Origin of the sequence: Lysobacter silvisoli (genome assembly GCF_003382365.1) — a bacterium.
Classification (GTDB): Bacteria; Pseudomonadota; Gammaproteobacteria; order Xanthomonadales; family Xanthomonadaceae; genus Lysobacter; species Lysobacter silvisoli.
Window position 1 is genome coordinate 1,559,559 of record NZ_QTSU01000001.1, and the last position, 21,447, is coordinate 1,581,005.

At 70.5% G+C, this 21,447-nt stretch carries 20 protein-coding genes; 13 read left to right on the forward strand and 7 right to left on the reverse strand.

Translation table 11 applies throughout. The features are described from left to right. Window positions 1-47: 47 nt before the first annotated feature. On the reverse strand, window positions 48-848 hold the full coding sequence (locus tag DX914_RS06845) for a hypothetical protein (RefSeq protein WP_231118169.1): 801 nt from the start codon (window positions 846-848) through the stop codon (window positions 48-50). A gap of 445 nt (window positions 849-1,293) precedes the next feature. Here DX914_RS06845 and DX914_RS06850 point away from each other — a divergent pair, with 445 nt between their 5' ends. Together DX914_RS06850 and asd are read left to right on the forward strand one after the other, a co-directional pair. Next, a complete protein-coding gene (locus DX914_RS06850) occupies window positions 1,294-1,938 on the forward strand; it encodes an SCO family protein (protein ID WP_115858261.1) in 645 nt (214 codons plus the stop codon). Then, entirely contained in the window at window positions 1,935-2,780 is an 846-nt protein-coding gene (asd, locus tag DX914_RS06855) for an archaetidylserine decarboxylase (RefSeq protein ID WP_115858262.1), read from the forward strand. The genes DX914_RS06850 and asd overlap by 4 nt, the downstream gene beginning before the upstream one ends. A 463-nt stretch (window positions 2,781-3,243) precedes the next feature. On the opposite strand, the gene DX914_RS06860 is transcribed toward asd, so the two are convergent. The 4 genes from DX914_RS06860 to DX914_RS06875 form a co-directional block, all read right to left on the reverse strand. Then, complete coding sequence (locus DX914_RS06860; RefSeq protein ID WP_115858263.1) at window positions 3,244-4,869, reverse strand: XVIPCD domain-containing protein; 1,626 nt, start codon at window positions 4,867-4,869, stop codon at window positions 3,244-3,246. Window positions 4,870-4,895: 26 nt separating this feature from the next. Beyond that, complete coding sequence (locus DX914_RS06865; RefSeq protein WP_147300621.1) at window positions 4,896-5,486, reverse strand: hypothetical protein; 591 nt, start codon at window positions 5,484-5,486, stop codon at window positions 4,896-4,898. Between the two features lie 102 nt (window positions 5,487-5,588). Continuing rightward, window positions 5,589-6,230 (reverse strand): lysoplasmalogenase, encoded by a 642-nt coding sequence (locus DX914_RS06870; RefSeq protein ID WP_158549202.1) that lies wholly within the window; start codon window positions 6,228-6,230, stop codon window positions 5,589-5,591. Between the two features lie 127 nt (window positions 6,231-6,357). Continuing rightward, entirely contained in the window at window positions 6,358-7,914 is a 1,557-nt protein-coding gene (locus DX914_RS06875) for a transglycosylase SLT domain-containing protein (protein ID WP_115858266.1), read from the reverse strand. Between the two features lie 137 nt (window positions 7,915-8,051). Between DX914_RS06875 and DX914_RS06880 the strand changes: the two genes are divergently transcribed. The 4 genes from DX914_RS06880 (at window position 8,052) to DX914_RS06895 (ending at window position 11,201) form a co-directional block, all read left to right on the forward strand. Continuing rightward, entirely contained in the window at window positions 8,052-9,578 is a 1,527-nt protein-coding gene (locus DX914_RS06880; protein ID WP_115858267.1) for a helicase HerA-like domain-containing protein, read from the forward strand. Between the two features lie 119 nt (window positions 9,579-9,697). Beyond that, window positions 9,698-10,189, forward strand: a complete 492-nt coding sequence (locus DX914_RS06885) for a copper resistance protein NlpE (protein ID WP_115858268.1) — start codon at window positions 9,698-9,700, stop codon at window positions 10,187-10,189. A gap of 6 nt (window positions 10,190-10,195) precedes the next feature. Next, a complete protein-coding gene (gene greB / locus DX914_RS06890; RefSeq protein ID WP_115858269.1) occupies window positions 10,196-10,699 on the forward strand; it encodes a transcription elongation factor GreB in 504 nt (167 codons plus the stop codon). Between the two features lie 25 nt (window positions 10,700-10,724). Next, a complete protein-coding gene (locus DX914_RS06895) occupies window positions 10,725-11,201 on the forward strand; it encodes a GNAT family N-acetyltransferase (protein WP_115858270.1) in 477 nt (158 codons plus the stop codon). Window positions 11,202-11,649: 448 nt separating this feature from the next. On the opposite strand, the gene DX914_RS06905 is transcribed toward DX914_RS06895, so the two are convergent. Next, on the reverse strand, window positions 11,650-12,315 hold the full coding sequence (locus DX914_RS06905) for a hypothetical protein (RefSeq protein ID WP_115858272.1): 666 nt from the start codon (window positions 12,313-12,315) through the stop codon (window positions 11,650-11,652). Window positions 12,316-12,465: 150 nt separating this feature from the next. On the opposite strand from DX914_RS06905, the gene DX914_RS06910 reads away from it, so the two are divergent. Further along, window positions 12,466-13,701 carry a DUF4010 domain-containing protein gene (locus tag DX914_RS06910; RefSeq protein ID WP_115858273.1) on the forward strand — a complete coding sequence of 412 codons (1,236 nt, stop codon included), beginning with the start codon at window positions 12,466-12,468 and terminating at the stop codon, window positions 13,699-13,701. Window positions 13,702-13,710: 9 nt separating this feature from the next. Here the strand turns inward: DX914_RS06910 and rimO are convergent, their stop codons facing one another. After that, entirely contained in the window at window positions 13,711-15,084 is a 1,374-nt protein-coding gene (rimO, locus tag DX914_RS06915; protein WP_115858274.1) for a 30S ribosomal protein S12 methylthiotransferase RimO, read from the reverse strand. A 134-nt stretch (window positions 15,085-15,218) separates the two neighbouring features. Here rimO and DX914_RS06920 point away from each other — a divergent pair, with 134 nt between their 5' ends. The 6 genes from DX914_RS06920 to DX914_RS06945 all read left to right on the forward strand — a co-directional run bounded on the left by DX914_RS06920 (window position 15,219) and on the right by DX914_RS06945 (window position 21,286). Next, window positions 15,219-15,881, forward strand: coding sequence for a dienelactone hydrolase family protein (locus tag DX914_RS06920; RefSeq protein WP_115858275.1), 663 nt, complete (start codon window positions 15,219-15,221; stop codon window positions 15,879-15,881). Further along, the gene (locus DX914_RS06925) at window positions 15,878-16,288 is read left to right on the forward strand and encodes an HIT domain-containing protein (protein ID WP_115858276.1); all 411 of its coding nucleotides are present in this window, start codon (window positions 15,878-15,880) and stop codon (window positions 16,286-16,288) included. The genes DX914_RS06920 and DX914_RS06925 overlap by 4 nt, the downstream gene beginning before the upstream one ends. Continuing rightward, window positions 16,285-16,992, forward strand: coding sequence for a 5-oxoprolinase subunit PxpB (gene pxpB / locus DX914_RS06930; protein ID WP_115858277.1), 708 nt, complete (start codon window positions 16,285-16,287; stop codon window positions 16,990-16,992). The genes DX914_RS06925 and pxpB overlap by 4 nt, the downstream gene beginning before the upstream one ends. After that, window positions 16,989-17,972, forward strand: a complete 984-nt coding sequence (locus DX914_RS06935) for a 5-oxoprolinase subunit C family protein (RefSeq protein ID WP_158549203.1) — start codon at window positions 16,989-16,991, stop codon at window positions 17,970-17,972. Before pxpB ends, DX914_RS06935 begins: the two co-directional genes overlap by 4 nt. 357 nt (window positions 17,973-18,329) lie before the next feature. Next, complete coding sequence (locus DX914_RS06940) at window positions 18,330-20,744, forward strand: serine/threonine protein kinase (RefSeq protein ID WP_115858278.1); 2,415 nt, start codon at window positions 18,330-18,332, stop codon at window positions 20,742-20,744. Then, on the forward strand, window positions 20,714-21,286 hold the full coding sequence (locus tag DX914_RS06945) for a hypothetical protein (RefSeq protein WP_147300622.1): 573 nt from the start codon (window positions 20,714-20,716) through the stop codon (window positions 21,284-21,286). The genes DX914_RS06940 and DX914_RS06945 overlap by 31 nt, the downstream gene beginning before the upstream one ends. The last annotated feature ends 161 nt before the right edge of the window (window positions 21,287-21,447 follow it).

The window sequence follows — 21,447 nt, forward strand, 5'->3', positions numbered from 1 at the left end:
CCGTTCCAATCCGATCCGTTCCGGTCCGTCGCGCGCGGCGCCGCTCGTCAGTGGCTGAGCGCGGCCTTCAGCGCCGCAGCCTGCACCACCTGCCCGACCACGCCGCTCATGCCCTGCGGCTGCTTGCCGCGCAGCGCGCGCCGCGCCAGCCGCGCCTGGTCCCACTTGAGCGAATCGATGTAGCTGCGATAGGCGGTCATGCGCGCCTGCCAGTAATCCAGGTCCATCGAGGTGCGGACCATGAAGCGCTGGGTCTCGTTGTCGTTCGCGGCCAGCGCACCCTGGTTCTGCCCGACCTGGTCGCGCTGGCGCTGCAGCGCCTGGAACTCGCGGTTGCGCTGCATCAGGGTGCGCAGCATGCGTACCGACTCGTTGTATTTATCGTTCTCGGTCTGGACCAGGCGCTCGCAGATCTTGCGCTGCTCGTCCACGACCCGGTTGTCCAGGGACGGCGTGGCCGCCGAATACAGCCGCCCCAGCACACCGCCGCTCGGAGCGCTGTCGCCGCCATCGCGCGCAGGGCACAGGTCCTCCATGCCGTAGTTGCGCGGACGCTCGGGGAAGGAGTCTTCCATCTGCGGATCGCCGAAACCCAGCCGTTGCAGGCGTATCAGCTGCTGCTGATAGTGCTGGTAGGTGTCCTGGTAGGACTGGTAAGTGTCGGTCCAGCGCTTGGCCTGCAGGCCGAACTCCTTGGCGTCGGCGAAGGTCTGCCTGATCTGCCCCAGGATCAGCGAGGGATCCTGCACCACCACCTGCGCCCCGGCCGGACCGGACAGCGCAACCGAGGCCAACAGCACGGCCGCCAGCGTGCGCCGCAACGGGGTGGGACGAAATGTCCATGTCATCGCCTGCTCCCTCCAATCCTTGTGGTCAGCCGGCGCTCCGGCGGGGCCGTCGGCATCGCACACAAAATGCGTGAACACTCAAATAATCGCGCCGGCGTCCGAAACCCCGGCCGTGACTGCGATTGAGCGTATTACTGACGGCTTAAAAAGCCTTTGACAATAGGATTTTTCCTACGGCACACAACGCTCTACGTACGCCGCACGCATCCACCGCAGATAATCCACAACCCAGGCACACATAAACTCCAGAAGCCCGTCGCAGATAATCGGTTTGAGTGCCGAAGGACGCATTCAAGCCATCGCGACTGCAGGCTTCCGGCGCCACGCCGACTGCGGGCGCTCACGAGCGATGCGGACGGCTGCACACCCCGCCCCAATCGCGCCCACCCGCAGCCGCATGCATCCGCGCCGGTATCATGGCCGCGATCCCCCTGCCGGACCGGCCATGTTCAATCGCACCACGATCGTGATCCTCGTCGCCGCGCTCGCCGCCGCGGCGGGCCTGTGGGCCGCGCAACGCCACTTCGGCGGCGCCGGCGCCTCGCCCTACCCCGAAACCCAGGCGGTACGTCTGTTCTCGCCGGCGCGCGAGCTGCCGGCCTACAGCCTGCGCCAGTCCGACGGCACGCCGCTGATACCCGGCGAGCTCAAGGGCCACTGGACCCTGGTGTTCCTGGGCTTCACCCATTGCCCCGACGTCTGCCCGACCACCCTGGCGCAGATGGCGATGGCGCAGAAGCAGTGGGCCTCGATCCCGGAGGCACGCCGCCCGCGCGTGCTGTTCGTGTCGGTGGACCCGGAGCGCGACACGCCCGACCGCATCGGCGAATACGCACACGCCTTCCACAAGGACACCCTTGCCGCCACCGCCGACGTGCCCGCGCTGGAGCGTTTCGCGCGCTCGCTGAGCATGGTCTTCGCCAAGGTGCCGCCGCCGGAGGGCGTGCCGGAAAACCAGTACACGATGGACCACAGCGCCTCGATGGCGGTGTTGGACCCGCAGGGCCGCATGGCCGGCCTCATCCAGCCGCCGCTGGACCCCAAGGCCATCGCCGCCGACATGGCCGCGCTGACGGAGGCCGCGCCATGAGCCTGCTGACCGCGTTCACCTATGTGCTGCCGCACCGCGCGCTGTCCTCGATCGCGCGTTCACTGGCCTACTCCACCCGCCCGGGCGTGAAGCAATGGCTGATCGACACGGTCACGCGCAAGTTCGGCGTCGACCTGTCCGAGGCCGCCGAACCCGACCCGCGCGCCTACCCCAGCTTCAACGCCTTCTTCACCCGCGCGCTCAAGCCCGGCGCGCGCGTGGCCGATGCCGATCCGCGCAGCCTGCTGATGCCCGCCGACGGCCGCATCAGCCAGTGCGGCCCGATCGTGGACGGCGACATTTTCCAGGCCAAGGGCCGCTCGTTCACCGCCGCCGAACTGCTGGGCGACGACCAGGCCGCCGCGCCCTTCGCCGACGGCAGCTTCGCCACGGTGTACCTGTCGCCGCGCGACTACCACCGCGTGCACATGCCCTGGACCGGCACCCTGCGCGAAACCGTGCACGTGCCCGGCCGCCTTTTCAGCGTGGGCCCCGACGCGGTGCGCAGCGTGCCGCGCCTGTTCGCGCGCAACGAGCGCCTGGTCTGCCACTTCGACACCGAATTCGGCCCGATGGCGCTGGTGATGGTGGGCGCGTTGCTGGTGTCGGGCGTGGAGACGGTATGGAGCGGTGTGGAGATCCCGCGCTACGGCGACGCGATCACGGTCAAGGACTACCGCGGCGCCGGCATCGTGCTGGAGCGCTTCGCCGAGATGGCGCGCTTCAACTACGGCTCGACCGTGATCGTGCTGCTGCCCAAGGGCGTCGCCGAGCTGTCGCCGGCGCTGTCGGCGGAAACGCCGGTGCGCCTGGGCCAGGTGCTGGCCACGCGCAGCGCCTGAGGCCTGCGGCAAAGAACGGCCGGGCCCGCAGGCCCGGTCGAACCGCGCGGTGGGAGCGCGCGGCTGCGAACCGGGGCTTTGAGCAGCGGCATGGCTACGTAAGCCAGCCGCAGGCCGATGTACGGATCGATGGTCTCGTCGCTGATGCGGTCTCAGCCGTCGATGTGGCCGCAGGGAAGGGTTTGTGGCGCGGCGGTTGGGAATTCGTGGTCGCAGCTGGCGCAGCTCCTACAGCGGCTGGCGCGGGTTGCGTTGCCGTAGGGGGGCGGTCGCGGCTCACGCCGCTCCTACCCCAAAGCGGATGCGCAGGGGTGGCGCGGGCTACGTTGCCGTTGGGGCAGCGGTCGCGGCTTACGCCGCTCCTACCCCAAGCGGATGCGCAGGGGCTGGCGCGGGTTGCGTTGCCGTTGGGGCAGCGGTCGGGGGTTGCGCCGCTCCTACCCGAATCGGATGCGTAAGGTGACTACAGGGAGCGCGCTGTGCGCTGGGTTTGCTGCTGCTCCTGGGTTTCGGCCGGGGGCGTTGCCGCGGCGTCCAGGCGCTGCTGCAGATCCTCGCTGCGCCCGCGCAAGGCCTCGCCCAAGGGCATGGCCGCGATGCGCCGCGCAGGGTCGCTCAGTTCGCCCTGCACCACCAGCACGTTGGGCTCCTGCCCTTGCCGCGCGTTGCCTAGCATCACATGGTCGATGCGGTCGAAGCGGTTCTGCGCGGCCAGGCAGGCGACGTTGAGGTCCAGGCATGCGCGCGCATCGACGTCGACCGCGCCCAGGCGCCCGTCCAGGCCGCGGCCCTGATCGCGCGCCTGTTGCAGCAAGGGGTGTTCGGCGCGGTCGGGCAGCACGGGCGTGTCGGCGTCCAGCGCCGCGCGCAAGCCGGGGGCACGCGGGTTCACGTGCAGCAACTGGCTGCTCTGACCGTCCCGGGTGATGTTCAGATCGGTGGTGCCGTCGCGGTTGCGCACGCGGCTGAGGTCGTTGCGCGACACTTCCGACCACTGACCGTCGAGATAGGCGCGGCCGGGCCCGTCGCGGTTCCACAGCACGAACTCGTCGCCCTGCGCGTACAGGCCGGCGGTGGCGCGGTTGTTGCCTTCGCGCTGCGGGCGCCCGTAGGCGTAGCCGGCGCCGCGGTCCAGCGCGTCGATGAAGGCCGGCGCCTGTTCCTTCTGCAGGAACAGTTCCTTGATGGTGTTGTACTCGGACGGCAGGTTCGGCCGCGTTGTGTCCTGGCCCAGCCGCGATGGGTTGACCGTGGGATCGGCCAGCACGCTTTGCCAGGCGGCATGCAGCGGGCTGCGCTGATCGGCGTTGCGCAGCGCGATCACCACCTCGGCACCGGCCAGGGTCGCGTCGCGGCCGGTTTCCATGTAGTCGCCGTTGGCGCGCAGCATCCGGCCGATGGCCTGGTTGACGTCGGCCACGCTGTCGTGGGTGCCGTTGTTCATGTCGCGCAACAGGCCCGGCGCCCAGCGGTCGCCGCTCTGGTTCTCGACCTTGGCGACCATGGCCGCCAGGCGGATCTGGTCGTCGGGCGTGGAATTGCGATACAGCGCGGTCTGGCGCACCTGGGCCAGGGTGCCCGTCATCAACTCGTCGACCTGGGCCGCGTCGCGGTCGTGGATGTAGGTGACGCCGGCGTCGGAGCGCAGGAAGGTGTTGAGATTGCGCTCGATGCGCGCGTCCATCGGCCGGCCGTTCTGGTCGTCGATGGTGTTGCCGTCGCGCGCCAGGTCGGCGGCGGTCTGGCGGCGCTCGGCCGCGGTCAGCGCGGTACCCGCCGGCTGGGTCGCGGCCCAGGCCTGGTAGGCATCCAGCAGCGAAGGAATCACTTCCGGGTGCTGGCCCAAATCGGTCTGCAACGTGCCGATGGAGTAACCGCTATTGCCGACCGGGCTCATGCGGCCGGTCTCGGAGTCGCGGTTGCCGGCGAAGGACAGGCGCGTTGAGACGTCGCGCCCGCCCACGCTGCCCTCGGAGCCGACACCGATGGCGAAATAAGCGACCGCGCGCAATTCGGCGTCGGTCAGCTGGCGCGTTGTGGCCGCCGCGGCGGCGGCCTGGGGCGCGGCTCGATCTGCAGGTACGTTCATCGCGTCGCCTCCTTGGCGTGTCGCGCTCAATCGTCGGCCGCGTCTTCCTCGCAGCCGGTGGTGTCGTCGGGCACGGTCTGGCCCGCGCCCGCCGGGTGCAGCTTCAGGTAGGGCCGATAGGCCTCGCCGGATTTACGGTACCAGGCCAGGATGGCGCCTTCGCGCACCACATAGGCCGATGCCTCGCCAAAGTTCGGGCAGGCCGCGATCTTGCCGCTGGCCTGTCCTTCGCTGCACAGGCGCAGGTACAGACGGCCGTCGCGCAGTTCGCCCTGCAACTGGCCGCTGTCGCCGTTGGCGCGGGTGCCGTCGTCCCAGCTGCCACTGGCGCTATTGCCGGATTCGGCGATGTCGAGGTGGGCCGTGTGCTGCCAGCCGCAGGATTGGCGGTAGGCCCACTGGCCGGAGAACGCTTGCTTGGAGTCCGCGGACGCCGGCGCCGGTGCCGCAGCGGCGGCCGCTTGCGGCGCTGCGGCGCTTGCCGCCACGGGGGCGGACGCCTGAGCGTTGGCCGCCTCGGTATTGGCGACCTCGCTGCCGGCCGGCTTGGCGGCGCAGGCCGGCAAGGCCAACACAGCCGCGATGGCGAAAGCGGTGAAACAACGTCCTGTACGCATAGGGGCTACCGAAGCTCCGGTCGGTAAGTCAGTAGTAGCACGGCGTTCGCGCCAGCGACAAGGCCGCCAAAGTGCGCAAAACCGGCGCCGCTGCGGCCCGGCCTACTGCGGTTGCATCGGCGCGGCACGGCTAACCGACAGGCCGATCAGGCTCTGCGCCAGCCAGTAGCTGAGCAGGATCGCCGCGCTCGCTGCCGCGAACGGCAAAGCGAAGCGGTCGATCGCCAGGGTCGCGTCCGACATCACGAAACTCAGCCCGCCCCAGGCCGCCAGCGCGCTGGCGGCATCGCGCCGGCGCCACCACACCGCCGCGGCTTGCGCGGCCATCGCGGCCAGCACGATCACGTAGACCACCACCGGCAGGCGCAATTCGCCAGGCAGATGCGGCCACAACACCGACAGCACCGCGCCGGCCAGCACGGCGTAGGCCAGGAACGGCCAGGCCGCCGCGAACAGGCGCGCACGCCGGCTCAACGCGAGCAGATACGCGATGTGCGCGAGCAGGAAACTGCCCAGCCCGAATACGAACCAGTCGCTGGGCAGCATCAGGAACACGTCGCCCAGGGTGGAGAGCGCCAAGCCGGCCATCACGCCCCATCGGTAGGCCCGCTCGGACGACGGCGCGCACGCGACCATCGCCCACACCAACAAGGTGGCGGCGGGTTTGGCGACGTAATGCAGCCAAGGCCACGGCATCATGGCCCCGGCGATGGCCGCCAACGCGGCGCCCGCGATGGCGATCAACCATATCGATGAAGACTGTCGCTGCACGCCAGCCCCTTTGCTTCCCTGCATAGGTTGTCGTCCTGAACTTCGACCGCGAATTCGGCCAGCGGCGCTCCGTCCCGGAGCCGCCGCCTCGGCTGGCGCCTTACTTACACCCGTCCAGCTTCAACACCTGCCCCGGACGGATCGCATAGCGCGGCGCCTTCAAACCGTTGCGCTTGGCCAGCTGGCCGGTGTCGCACTGGAACTTCTGCGCGATCGAGGTCAGGGTTTCGCCGCGCTGCACGCGGTAGGTCTTGGGCTTGGCCTTTTCCTTGGGCTTGGGCGCTTCCGGGCGCACGGCCGGCGCCGGTTCCGCACCGGCGCCTTCGCCGGAGGCATCGTCGACCAGGGTCACCGGGCCGGTACGCACGATCGCGGTGGCCGGGTCGCTGAGCATCAGGGTGCGGGCCAGATCGGCGCGCGCGCCCTGCACGCAGTAGCGGTTGTACAGGCCGACGATCTTGGTGGTGGCGTTGAGGCTGGTGCCCGCCGGCAGATAGGCATCGGCCTGATAGCGCGGGTTGAGGTTGCGCAGCGCGCGCATGAAGCCGTCGCGGGTGCCGCCGTTGCCCAGGCAGATGGTGAGCTGGTAGATCGAGCTGGGCTGGCTCAGGCGCAGCATGGCCGGCTTGGGGTCGACCTTGGGGAAGCTCAGGCCGTATTCCTTGGGATGCAGGAACAGCCAGGCCGCGGCGATCACCATCGGCACGTAGTCGCGGGTTTCCGACGGGAACTGGTTGTAGACCGATTCGTTCCAGAAGTTGGCGCCGCCGCTGCTGTTAAACACGCGCTGGGCGCGGCCCTCGCCGCCGTTGTAGGCCGCCAGCGACATCTCGATGCTGTTGTTGAGCACCGCCAGGCGTTCGTTGAGGTATTCGGCGCTGGCCTGGGCCGAGGCGCGCGCGTCGTAGCGGGTGTCGAAGCCGGTGCCGTCGTCGCCCAGGCCGAAGCGCTTGCCGGTGGCGTACATGAACTGCATGGGGCCGGCGGCGCCGGCGCGCGAGGTCGAGTGCACGCGGCCGTTGGATTCCTTGGCCATGATGCCGAACAGCAGCGCCTCGGGCAGGCCCGCGCGCTCGTACTGCGGCCACATCATCTGGCGCAGGTACTGGTAGTTCTCGTGGCTCTGGATCAGCGAGCCGCGCATGTCGGTGAGCCAGCGGCGGATGCCGGCCTGCACCGCCGGGTTGTACTGCACCATCTTGACGAAGCGCTGGCCGTCGGCGTTGAGCAGGGCGGCGGCGCGCGCGGCCTGGGGCACGTCGGCGGCCAGCGAGGCCTCGGCGTCCAGCGGCACTTCGTCTTCGTCCTCGTCGCCGTCGCGAGTGCGCGCTTCGGCATCGGCGTTGGCCTTGAGCAGACGCTTGTACGCGGCCAGCAGGGTGCTCTGCTGGCAGCCTTTCTGCTTGGCGCAGGCGGCCAGCACGTCTTCCATGTCCTCCAGCGCGGCGTCGCTGAGCTTCTGCCCTTCCGGGTTGGCGTTGCGGATCTGCACCAGCGCGGCGCGGTACTTGGCTTCGGCAGCCTGCATGCGCTGGTTCAACGCATCCACCGCGGCCTGGTCGCGCTTGGACAGCGCCGAGGCATCGAAGGACAGCGCGGCCAGGGCCAGCGCGACGGCGGGCGCGAGGGCGCCGGAAAAACGGACAAATGGGGGCATGAGGACAAGAGCAGCGTAGGTCCGGGCAGGTTAGCCGCGGGGTCGGGATGGGGCAAGGAAGGCGAGCGAGGGTGGCCGGCGGCTGTCGCGGTAGCGCGCTGCCGCTAGAATCGTGCGACCCGAACTCGGACCCCGCCATGGACCCCACGCAGAACGCCATCCTTCTGGGCAAGGCCGTCACCACGCCGCAAAGCGGCCCGGTTTACCTGCAGGCCAAGCTGGGCAACCGCCACGGCTTGGTCGCCGGCGCCACCGGCACCGGCAAGACGGTGACCCTGATGACCCTGGCCGAGGGCTTTTCGCGCCTGGGCGTGCCGGTGTTCCTGGCCGATGTGAAGGGCGACGTGGCCGGCCTGGCCGTGGCCGGCGCCCTGAACGACAAGCTGCAGGCGCGCGTGACCGAGATCGGCCTGAGCGACTACGCGCCCGAAGCCAGCCCGACCGTGTTCTGGGACCTGTTCGGCAAGCTCGGCCACCCGGTGCGCACCACCGTCAGCGAAATGGGCCCGACCCTGCTGGCGCGCATCCTGGAACTCAACGACACCCAGTCCGGCGTGCTCGACATCGTGTTCAAGCTGGCCGACGACCGCGGCCTGCTGCTGCTGGACCTCAAGGACCTGCGCGCGCTGCTGGCGCTGGTGGCCGAGGAACGCAAGGACATCTCCACCTCCTACGGCCTGGTCAGCGCGCAGTCGATCGGCGCGATCCAGCGCTCGCTGCTGCGCCTGGAGCAGGACGGCGGCGAGATGTTCTTCGGCGAACCGGCGCTGGAGTTGGCCGATCTGATGCGCACCGCGCCCAACGGCCGCGGCGTGATCAACATCCTGGCCTCGGACCAGCTGATCCTGAAGCCGCGCCTGTATTCGAGCTTCCTGCTGTGGCTGCTGTCGGAGCTGTTCGAGACCCTGCCCGAGGTCGGCGACCTGGACAAGCCCAAGCTGGTGTTCGTGTTCGACGAGGCGCACCTGCTGTTCGACGACGCGCCGCCGGCGCTGCAGCAGCGGGTGGAACAGGTGGTGCGCATCATCCGTTCCAAGGGCGTGGGCGTGTACTTCTGCTCGCAGTTCCCCGACGACGTGCCCGACGACATCCTCGGCCAGCTCGGCAACCGCGTGCAGCACGCCTTGCGCGCGTTCACCCCGCGCGATCAGAAGGCGGTCAAGACCGCGGCCGAGACCTTCGTGCCCAACCCCGGCCTGAACGTGGCCGAGGCGATCTCCAAGCTGGGCACCGGCGAGGCGCTGGTATCGACGCTTCAGGACAAGGGCGTGCCGATGCCGGTCGAGCGCACCCTGATCGCGCCGCCGCGCTGCCGCATGGGCGCGATCACCGAGGCCGAACGCAACCAGGTGCGCGCCGGCAGCCCGGTGGGCCATAAGTACGACAGCGCGGTGGACCGCGAGTCGGCTTCGGAAATGCTGGCCAAGCGCGCCGAGGCCGCGGCCACCCAGGCCGAGGCGCCGCCGGCCAAGACCCGCGAGCAGGACGACGCCGAGGAAGGCGGTTTCGGCCAGGCGGTCAAGGACGCGGTGTTCGGCACCAAGCGCCGCCAGGGCATGGTCGAAACCATGGCCAAGCAGACCGCGCGCACCGTGGGCAACCAGATCGGCCGGCAGATCCTGCGCGGCCTGCTGGGCGGCATCTTCGGCGGCGCCAAGCGCTAACTGTGACCCAGGCCCGCTTGCGCGCCGCTCCGCCGGCGCGGCGGGCCGTTCCGTGCATTCCGTCTTGGCCGATCCGAATCCATACTCGGCCCTCCCTTTCAGCGTAGGAGCCTGACCGCATGAACTCGAAGTCGCTCGTGCTCGCCAGCCTGGTCCTGACCGCCGCGATCGCCGGCTGCAAGCCCAATCCGCCGGCCGAACCGGCCGCCGAAGCGCCCAAGGCCGACGCCGCGATCGCCGCCGCGCCGGAACCCGCGCCGGCACCGGTCGCCCCCGCGCTGGACGCCAAGGCCTTCGCCGGCACCTTCAGCGGCACCCTGCCCTGCGCCGACTGCCCGGGCATCGACACCCGCGTGGAGCTCAAGGCCGACGGCACCTACGCCATCGAAGAGACCTACCAGGAGCGCAAGGACGGCAACAGCAAGAGCGACGGCACCTGGACCGCCGAGGAAGCCGGCCAGCGCGTGCGCCTGGACCCGAACAGCAAGAGCGAGGACGATCGCCTGTACCAGGTGGTGTCGGCCGACGAAATCCGCGCCCTGGACAAGGAAGGCAAGGCCATCGACAGCCAGGCCAACCTCAGTCTGAAGCGCCAGCCCGCGGCGCAGTAACGCCGCATGGGCCGATGGCGACCTCCCGCGGAGCAAAGCACCGCGCTGATCACGCGGGAGGGCCTGGACCGGCTCAAGCAGGAACTGGACGAGCTGTGGCGCGTGCGCCGTCCTGAAGTGGTGAAAGCCCTGGCCGCCGCGGCGGCCGAGGGCGACCGCTCGGAAAACGCCGAGTACACCTATCGCAAAAAGCAGCTGGGCGAGATCGACCGGCGCGTGCGCTATCTGAGCAAACGCGTGCCGGCATTGCGCGTGGTCGATACCGCGCCTTCGGACCCGCAGGCGGTCTACTTCGGCGCCTGGGTCGAAGTGGAGAACGTGGCCAGCGGCGAGTTGCAGCGCTACCGCATCGTCGGCCCGGACGAGACCGACGCCAAGCTGGGCCATATCAGCATCGATTCGCCGCTGGCGCGGGCGATGCTGAAGAAGCGCCTGGACGACGAGTTCGAGGCGCAGCTGCCGGCGGGGCCGATGCGGTACGCGATCGTCGAAGTGACGTACGACGTCTGAGGCGCGCCTGGGCTAGGCTGCACGCATGCCCGCACCCGACTGCCTGGTCCGCCGCGCACGCACCGAGGACGCAGCGCCGATCTCCGCCCTGCTGAGCGCATCGACCCGGCGCTGGATCGCGCCCGATTGCGACGCCGACGGTGCGCGCACCCTGCTCGATTCGATGAGCGTGGAGGCCACCGCGCAGCGGCTGGCCGGCGGTTATCGCTATTTCCTGGCGTTCGCCGCCGACGGCTCGACCTTGCTGGGCGTGGCCGCGATCCGCGAGCCGCAGCATCTCTATCACCTGTTCGTGGCCGACGAGGCGCAAGGCCGCGGCCTGTCGCTTGCGCTGTGGGAGGCTGTGCGCGCGGACGTGTATGCCGCGCTCGGCGCCGTGGAAATCACCGTCAACGCCTCGCGCCGCGCGGTGCCGGTGTACCGGCACCTGGGCTTCGTCGCCGACGGTCCCGAGCGCGCCGAGAACGGCATTCCGTTCACGCCGATGTGCTGGCGGTCTTGAAGCATTCTGGTCGTGGCCGTTTAGACGTGACGCCTTCTTTGCGCGTCATTCCAGCGGACGCGGGCTCGGCTCCACTTCGGCGAAGCCGAACATCCGGGTCTCCATCCAGGCATGACGCTAAAGTCTCTGGATCCCCGCCTTCGCGGGGATGACGAATCGGGGGCAACCTCGAATGCTGCCTTTGCCCGTCATTCCCGCGAACGCGGGAATCCAGGGCTCCATCCAGGCATGGCTCCAAAGTTTCTGGATCCCCGCCTTCGCGGAGATGACGAATCGGGGTCATTCCCGCGAACGCGGGAATCCAGGGCTCCATCCAGGCATGGCTCCAAAGTTCCTGGATCCCCGTCTACGCGGGGATGACGAATCCGGGTCAACCTCGAATGCTGCCTTTGCCCGTCATTCCCGCGAACGCGGGAATCCAGGGCTCCATCCAGGCATGACGCTGACCTCAACCGTTATTCGCATCCGCATCCAGCATCGCATCCGGGCTCGGCGTGTCGTCGATCCATACCGGCGCCGCCTTGCTCGCCAGCTTGCGCTCGGGGCCGTAACGGTAGGCCTCGTCGCCCTGACCGCTGTCGTTGACGTAGCCGCGCTGGACGATGCGCGCGCCGGTCAGCAGGTTCCAGCTGAACTTTAGGCTGTCGTGGCTGTTGGTGCGGCTGTAACGCTCCGCGTCCAGGCCGATCAGGCGAAAGCGTTTGACCGCCGGGTCGTAGCGGTAACGGTAAGTGCTGGCGGTGGCCGTGGTGCCGCCGGTCAGATCGCCGACGATGAGCACGCCCTTCTTGAAGGACAGCGAGGCCGAGCCCAGGGGGGCGACCTCCAGTTCGGCCTCGCCGGCCGGCGAATAGCCCCAATCCAGCTCGTCCTTGTAGCCCAGCATGATCTTCAACAGGCGCTTCTCGTCGGTGCCGCCGACGTAGGCGGTATCGCCGATGCCGTCGCCGTTGAAGTCGCCGTCCAGCCGCACCTCCAACTGCGAGTCGTCGGGCAGGTAATCGCGCAACATGCCGTCGGTCATCGGCTCCAGCTTCGGCTCCTGCGCCCACGCCACGCCCGCGAACGCCAGCGCCACGCCGATACCCGCCCACTTGATCCTGCCCTGCTTCATCGTCCGTCCCCTGTGCCGGTCCCTGGCGCGATCCTACCCCCGCGCCGCTTCCGGAGTTGACGTCAAAGCGCCGCCTGACAGGCCAGGCTCGGGATGACCGGCAAGGCGCGGGCCGCCTAAGATGGCCACGAGGCGACCACCGAGACCGCAATGGAATTCGACCCCCACTGGCGCGGCCTGCTCAGCGCGATCGCGCTGGGCCTGTTGATCGGCGTGGTGCGCGAGCGTGCGCACACGGGCGACCGCACGGCGGTGGCCGGCGTGCGCACGCATGCGGTGGTCGCGATCGCGGCCGCGGTCGCGGCGCTGCTGGGCCCGGCGGTGCTGGTGGCGCTGCTGGTCGTGGTCGGCGCGCTGGCGCTGGCCAGCTATGTCTTCACCCGCCACGACGACCCCGGCCTGACCGGCGAAGTCGCGCTGCCGGCGACCGCGCTGCTGGCCGCCTACGCGCAACGCGAGCCGGCCGTGGCGGCGGGTCTGGGCGTGCTCGTCGCCGGCCTGCTGTTCGCCAAGCAGCCGCTGCAGGCGTTCGCGCGCCGGGTGGTGTCCGAGCGCGAGCTGCAGGACGCGTTGCTGCTGGCCGCGGCGGCGCTGATCGTGCTGCCGCTGCTGCCCGACGCGGCCGTGGATCCCTGGGGCGTGCTGGTGCCGTCGGCGCTGTGGAAGCTGGTGGTGCTGGTCATGGCGGTGGGCATGCTCGGCCACATCGCCCTGCGCAGCGTCGGCGCGCGCTGGGGCCTGCCGGTGGCAGGCTTCTTCTCCGGTTTCGCGTCCTCCACCGCGGCCGTGGCCGGCTTCGGCGAACGCAGCCGCAGCGAACCGGCCCTGGCCGGCGCAGCGGCCGCGGCGGCGCTGTTGGCCAACCTGGCTTCGCTGGCGCTGTTCGCCGGCGTGATCGGCACCGCCGCACCCGCCCTGCTGCAAGCCTGCGCCCTGCCCCTGGCGGCCGCGGCGGCGGTGCTGGTCGCGACTGCGGCGGTGGGCCTGCGCCGCGGCGCAGGCACCGCGGCGCTGCCCAAAGCGCCGGCCGCGCGCGCGTTCCGTCTCAGCCACGCCCTGCTGCTGGCGGCGGTGATCGCCGCGGTGCTGTTGCTGTCGGCGTGGATGCGCCACCTGTTCGGCGATGCCGGCGCCCTGGTCACGGCGATACTGGTGGCCCTGGCCGAACTGCACGCAGCCGCGGCCAGCGTGGCCCAGCTCACCCAAGCCGGCGACCTGAGCCTGGAGCATGCGCGCTGGGGCGTGGTCGGCCTGCTCGCGGCCAGCGCCGCGGCCAAGACCGTGCTGGCCTTCGCCAGCGGCCAGCGACGCTACGCGGTGCACGTGGCCGCGGGTCTGGTCGGCATGGCCGCCGCCTGCGCGGCGGCGACCCTGATGTCGGGCTGAGGCGCGGCCTCAGTCCTCGAACTCGACCTCGCCGTAGAGGTCATGCTCGTCGCTGCCCATGATGCGCACGTCGACGAACTCACCGGGCTTGAGGCCGGCTTCGAAACCGTTCTGGATCTGCACCAGGCCGTCGATCTCCGGCGCGTCGCCCATCGAACGCGCCAGCGCCAGTTCGCCGTCCATCGCATCGACGATGCAGCGCTGCAGGCTGCCGATCTTGGCCTCGAGCTTGGCCGCGGAGATGTCGGCCTGGCGCTCCATGAAGCGCGCCAGGCGTTCCTGCTTGACCGCTTCGGGCAGCGCGTCGGGCAGCGCATTGGCCGCCGCGCCGTCCACCGGCGAATAGGCGAACGCGCCCACGCGGTCCAGTTGGGCCTCGTCCAGGAAGTCCAGCAGCTCCTCGAACTCGGCCTCGGTCTCGCCCGGGAAGCCGACGATGAAGGTGCTGCGGATGGTGATGTCCGGGGCGATGCCACGCCAGCGCTGGATCCGCTCCAGGGTCTTGTCGACCGCGCCGGGGCGCTTCATCAGCTTGAGCACGCGCGGGCTGGCGTGCTGGAACGGAATGTCCAGGTACGGCAGCAGCACCGGCATGCCGTTGGCGCCGGTCTGCGCCATCAGCGGAATGATCTCGTCCACGTGCGGGTACGGGTAGACGTAGTGCAGGCGCGTCCACAGGCCGAGCTCGCCCAGGCCCTCGCACAAGGCCTTCATCCGGGTCTGGTATTCGCGGCCGCGCCATTCGCGCGCGGCGTACTTCACGTCCACGCCGTAGGCGGAGGTGTCCTGCGAGATCACCAGCAGTTCCTTGACCCCGCCCATGGCCAGCTTCTCGGCCTCGCGCAGCACCTGGTCCACCGGGCGCGAGACCAGGTCGCCGCGCATGGAGGGAATGATGCAGAAGCTGCAGCGGTGATTGCAGCCCTCGGAAATCTTCAGGTAGGCGTAATGCTTGGGCGTGAGCTTGACGCCGATGTCGCCGCTCTCCTCGAACGCGCGCCGCGGCACCAGGTCCACGAACGGATCGTGCTTGGGCGGCAGCGCGGCATGCACCGCGGTCATCACGCTGGCGTAGTCCTGCGGGCCGCTGATCGACAGCACGTCGGGGTGGGTTTCGCGGATCAGTTCCGAACGCTTGCCCAGGCAGCCGGTGACGATGACCTTGCCGTTCTCGGCCATGGCCTCGCCGATCGCGTCCAGCGATTCGGTCACCGCCGAATCGATGAAGCCGCAGGTGTTGACCACCACCACGTCGGCGGCGTCGTAGCTCTGGACGATGTCGTAGCCCTCCACGCGCAGCTGGGTGAGGATGCGTTCGGAATCGACCAGGGCCTTGGGGCAGCCGAGGCTGACGAAACCGACTTTGGGATTGGCTAGGGACATGCGGTGGCGGAACCTGGCTGGACGTGCGGCGCGCACGGGCGCGACGCCACGTTGGCGGTCTGGAGGGGCGACGGGGCCGCGAATTATAGCCCCCGCGCTAAACTGACGGACCGCGCAGCTGAACGGAGGCCGCCATGGGCCAGTGGATCGATCTGGACACCCCGCACGGGCCGCTGCAGGCCTGGCGCGCCGAGCCCGCCGGGCCCGCCCGCGGCGGCCTGGTGGTGCTGCAGGAGATCTTCGGCGTCAACGCCCACATCCGCAGCGTGGCCGAACGCTTCGCGGCTGCCGGCTACCTGGCCCTGGCGCCGGATCTGTTCGCGCCGGTGCAGCCGCATATCGAGCTGGGCTACACCCCGGACGACGCCGCCCGCGGCACCGGGTTGCGCACCGCCGTGGGCTTCGACCGCGCGGTGGACATCGCCGGCGCCGCCGCGCACGCGCTGCAGATCGAAGGCCTGCGCACCGGCGCGGTCGGCTACTGCTGGGGCGGCAGCCTGGCCTTCCTGTGCAACACCCGTCACGGCCTGCCCGCGGTGAGCTACTACGGCGCGCGCACCCTGCCCTACCTGGGCGAGCCGCCGCGCGCGCCCATGCTGTTCCACTTCGGCGAACGCGACGCCAGCATCCCGCCGGAGGCCATCGACGCCCACCGCGCCGCGCTGCCGCACGCGCCGATCTACCTGTACAACGCCGGCCACGGCTTCAACTGCGATCTGCGCGCGGACTACCACGCCGACAGCGCCGAACTGGCCTGGCGCCGCACTCTGGACTTCTTCGCGGACGCACTGAAATGAACGCCTGGCACCTGCACCCGCAACTGGCGGACGACACCCACCCCGTCGCCCACTTCGGCCTGTGCGAACTGCGGCTGATGGACGACGCCAACCACCCGTGGCTGATCCTGGTGCCGCGGGTCGAGGACGCGGTGGAGCTGATCGACCTGAGCGAGGCCCAGCAGCAGGAACTCATGCGCGAAATCGGCACGGCCAGCCGCGCCCTGCAGCGCGCGTTCTCGCCGCACAAGCTCAACGTGGCCGCGCTGGGCAATCTGGTGCCGCAGCTGCACGTGCACGTGATCGCGCGCTTCCGCGAAGACATCGCCTGGCCGCGCCCGGTCTGGGGCATGGCCACCGCCCAGCCCTATTCGCCCGAAGCGCTGGTGCACCGTATCCAGGCGCTGCAGGACGCGCTGAAGGCGTGAACGCTGGCGCCGCAGCCGCGGTCGATTGCGAGGCGCTGGCCGACGACGCCTGGCTGCTGCGCCTGGGCCGCGAGATCGATCCGGCGGTCAACGCACGCGTGCATGCGCTGGCCGCAAGGCTGCGCGCGCAGCCGCCGGCCTGGCTGCGCGACCTGGTGCCGGCCTATGCCAGCCTGGCGCTGTTCTTCGACCCGGCCGCGGTCGCCGCCGACGCCGCGCGCGACTGGCTGCTGACGCAGTACGCCAATCTGGGCGCGGGCGAGGTTGGCTCGCAGGACGCACGCGATGTCGAGATCCCGGTGATCTACGGCGGCGCATTCGGCCCCGACCTGGAGTCCAGCGCCGCCGAACTGGGGTTGTCGCCGCAGGCCTTGATCGAACGCCACAGCGGCGCGCTCTACACCGTGGCGATGATCGGCTTCGCGCCGGGCTTTCCCTACCTCTCGGGCCTGGCGCCGGAACTCGCGCTGCCGCGGCTGGCCACGCCACGCACCGAAGTGGCCGCCGGCAGCGTCGCCATCGGCGGCGCGCAGACCGGCATCTACCCGCGCCCCGGCCCCGGCGGCTGGCGCCTGCTCGGGCGCACGCCGCTGCGCCTGTTCGATGCCGGACGCGCGGCGCCCAGCCTGCTGCAGCCCGGCGACCGCGTGCGTTTCCGCCCGATCGATGCCGCCGAATTCGCGCGGTTGGAAGCCGCCTCGTGAACGCATCCGCGAGCCTGCGCAACGACGCCTGGATCGACGTGATCAACGGCGGCGCGCTCAGCCTGGTGCAGGACCAGGGCCGCGACGGCTGGCGCCACCTCGGCGTGGCCCGCGGCGGCGCCCTGGACCCGGACAGCGCGGCATTGGCGAACATGCTGGTCGGCAACCCGGCGGATGCGGCGGTGCTGGAGTTCGCCTTGCAGGGGCCGAGCCTGCGCCTGCCGCAACCGTTGCGCCTGGCGGTGCTGGGCGCGCAGTGCGAAGCGCGCTTCGACGGCGCGGCGCTGCCGCTGGCGCGCCCGGTCGAACTGCCCGCGGGCACGCTGCATCTGGGCGGCATGCGCGAAGGCGCGCGCGCCTGGGTCGCCGTCTCCGGCGGCATCGACCTGCCGCAGGTGCTGGGCAGCCGGGCCACCGACCTGCGCGGCGGCTACGGCGGCGTCGACGGACGTGCGCTGCGCAAGGGCGACCGCCTGCCGATCGGCGCGCACGCCGCCATCGAAGCCGACGCGCCGCGCGCGCCGGGCTGGTGGATCGATCCGCGCGCCGGCCACGATCCGCTGGCGCCGATCCGCTACGTCGCCAGCACCGCGCCAGCACTGCGCGACGTGGTCCTGGCCGTGGGCCAGCGCGAATGGCGCGTGCACCCCGCCAGCAACCGCCAGGGCCTGCGCCTGGACGGCGACGCCCTGGACGCGCTCAGCGCCAGCGGCCTGTCCGAACCGGTCGCGCCAGGCACCCTGCAACTGCCGCCCGACGGCCGGCCCATCGTGCTGCTGGCCGACGCCCAGACCGTCGGCGGCTACGCCCGCCTGGGCCATGTGATCGCCGCCGACCTGCCGCGGCTGGCGCAGCTCCAGCCCAACCAGCGCTTGCGATTGCGCGCTTGCGGCGCGGACGAAGCCGCCGCCGCACAGGCTGCCGCACGGGCCGAACGCGCGAGGCTGGAACTGGCGATCGCTGCGCGCTTGCGTGGCTGAATCCCCGCGAACGATGGGTATGAAAAGCGCATAAGTCTCGCGGCGCACACCTCCACGAAACACCGCGTTCCGCAGCATTGCGTGCCATCGGCGCGAGCACGAGCGCCAATTCTGCACAGGCACCGTGCCGCCACTGCACGCTCGACTCGACGGCGTTGGACAAGCGTCACGCATTGGCGTATCACCAGCGCAGATTGCAACGAACAACCACCCTTCTCCTAATCGCCGAGGGTCATCTCATCCGGACATGACCTGCGACCGCTACCGCTCAACCTACAGCGCCTGCCTGAACACCCTCGCCTCGGTGCTCGTCGGCCACGCGCCGTTCTCTGGCGACTTTGCCGCCCCGACGTCCGCATGAACGCGCTCGCCGCCCGCGCGCTGGCCTTGTTCGACGACTACGCCGACTTGCCGCCGGCGCAACGCGAACGCGCTCTGGCCGGGCTGGCGCAGCGCGACCCCGCGCTGCATGCGGCATTGCGCAAGCTGCTGGACGCCGACGACGAAGGTTGGTTGGATCACTCGCCCCTCGAACTGCTGGACGCCAAGCAGCCTCAGCACCGTCAGGACGACGAGCAAGCCGGCGACGCGCGCCTGGGAACCCGTCTGGGCGCCTGGCGCATCGAGCGGGTGCTGGGCCGCGGCGGCATGGGCACGGTGTATGAGGCGCGTCGCGACGACGGCGAGTACGAAAAGCGCGTCGCCCTCAAATGCATCCGCACCGAATTGGCCACGCCGCGCCTGGTGGCCGCGTTCCGCGACGAGCGCAATCTGCTGGCGCGCCTGGACCATCCCGGCATCGCCCCGCTGATCGACGGCGGCGTGAACGGCGACGGTCAACCCTGGTTCGCGCTGCGCTACGTCGACGGCATCGCCCTGGATGCCTGGTGCGACCAGCGCCGGGCCGGCTTGCGGGAACGCGCGGCGCTGCTGCTGCAGGCCTGCGAAGCCTTGGCTTACGCCCATGCGCAAGGCGTGGTGCATGGCGACATCAAGCCGAGCAACCTGCTGGTGGACGCCGACGGGCGATTGCAGTTGCTGGACTTCGGCATTTCCACCCACTTCGCCGAACCCGCCGACTGCATCGCGATCACGCCGGACTATGCTGCCCCGGAAGTACGGCTGAATCATGCGCATGGCCCGGCCAGCGACCTGTACGCGCTGGGTGTGCTCAGCTACCGCCTGCTGGCCGCGCATTGGCCGGCCCCGCTGCATCGCTTGCAGCAGTTGGTGCCCCATGCGGTGACGGACTGGCCCGCGCCGCAGCCCATGCACCGTCTGGTCGACGACGACGAGGCCGCGCGGCTGCGCGGCACGGCGGACGCGGCCGCGCTGCGGCGCGCACTCGAGGGCGACCTGTCGGCGATCGCGCTCAAGGCGGTCGCCACACGGCCGCAGGACCGCTACGCCAGCGTGCGCGAATTCGCCGACGACCTGCAACGCTGGCTGGATCACCGGCCGGTGCGCGCCGCGCCGGGCACGCGCGGATCGCGCGCGCGCAAGTGGCTGCGCCGCAATCCGACCACCGCCGCCTTGAGCGTCGCCCTGGTGCTGACCTTGTGCGCCGCGCTCGGCCTGTCTTCCTGGCAGCGGCACCGCGCCGCGCGCGAAGCCGCCGCCACCGCCACGGTCAGCCGTCTGTTCGCTTCCACACTGGGCACCGCCACCCTGTCCGGGCTGGGTTCGGCGCCGTTCTCCTCCCGCGCCCTGTTGCAGCGCACCGAGCGCGAGCTGCGCAAACTGCCGTTGCAGGACCAGCCGCAGTTGCGCGCGCGCAGTCTGGCGACCCTGGCGCGCAGCTATGCGGTGATCGGCGACTACCAACGCGCCCAGAGCCTGGCTTCGCAGGCGCAGACCGCGCTGGCCGGCGCGCCCGACGGCGACGACTTCGTATCCGCGACCTGGGTGGCGATGCTCAACACCGGCAACGGCCATGCCGAAGCCGAGCGCCGGGCGCGCGAGCGGCTGCAGGCGCTGGGCGATGCCGACGGTGCCACCCAGCCACTGACCCGGGTGGTGTTCGGCGCCGAAATAGCGCGCGCGCAGTGGAACCAGGGCCGCACCCTGCAGGCGCTGGCCACGGCGGACCAGGTGTTGCGGCAGGCGCGGACGCTGGGGCCCGATCACCGCGAACTGCTGGCCCAGGTGCTGATCCTGCGGTCGGGCTTCCTGATCCGCCTGTACCGGTTCGAGCAGGCAGAGCGCGATGCGAAAGAGGCGATCGATCTGGCGCGCCCGATCAACCCCGTGCTGGCCGACGATGCGCTGGAGCAGTTGGTGCTGCTGAACAGCCGGCGCATCAGCCCGCAGGAGCGCAGCTTGGCCGAGAACCTGCTGCAACGCCGCCGCCAGACCCTGGGCGAGGCCCACCCTACGACCGCACGCGCGCGTATCCGCGTGGCGCTGAGCGAGTATCCGCACGCAGAGGCCACGCCTGAACTGCGGCAGGCGCTGACGACGATCGAACGCGCCTACGGCCGCGAACATCCGGACTACGGCTGGGCGCTGTCCGCCAGCGCTTGGGCGATCGCGTCCGCCCCCCGCGACAACCTGCGCATGCTGCGCCAGGCCATCGGCATACTGGAGCGCACGCAGGGGCCGCGAGCCGAGTTCACCCTGAACGCGAACGGCAATTTGGGCAAGGATTTGCTGTTGCTGACCGATCGCGACCGCCAACCGCAGATGTGGCCGAGGGCAGCGACACCTTGCGCCGGGTCATTGCCGGCAAACACGCCCTGGGCATGCCCGCGCCGCAAGATCGGGTGCAATTGATCCGCGGCCTGCTGCTGTACGGGCAGGCGCCGCAATGGGACGAAGCGGAACTGCAGTTGCGCGAGTCGCGCATCGAAGCGCAACGCTACGCCACCCAGGGCGACGCGCAACCGTCGCAGGCGGCGTACTACGACAGCGTGCTGCTGTTCCGTCGCGGCCGTCATGCCGAAGCCGACGCCGCTTTCGCGCGTACCGTGGAGCGCGAACGCAGCTTACTGCCCGCCAACGCGAACGGCCGGGGCCGCGACCGCAACCAACGCGTGCATGCGGGCCTGCTGGCTCAGGCGCTGACCTATCGTGCGGTGCTGGCGCTACAGCGCTGCAACCGGGTGGATGCCGGGCACTACCTGAACGAGGCCGTGCGCGTCGTCGCGACGGCGCTGGCGCCGCAAGCGCCGATCGCGCGCGCGGTACGCGCCCACCACGACGGCCTGCACCGTCTAGGCCGTTTGCCCGAGTCGGTAGCGGACTCGTTCCTCTCGGCGGCCGACATCGATACGGCCAACCGCCGGTTTCAGTCCTGCGCCGGCACGCGTCGCTGAAGGCGGGCTCGCCGCTTTCGCCCGGACGGGCCGAGATCTGCGCACCGCGCCACTCCGGCTAGGGCGAAAGACACTGGTCAAGCGCCGCCAGCCAGCCGAGGATCGGCGGCGGCACCGGTCGCACCGGCCGGCGGCCCGCGTACGCCCCCGCCGTTCTTCCG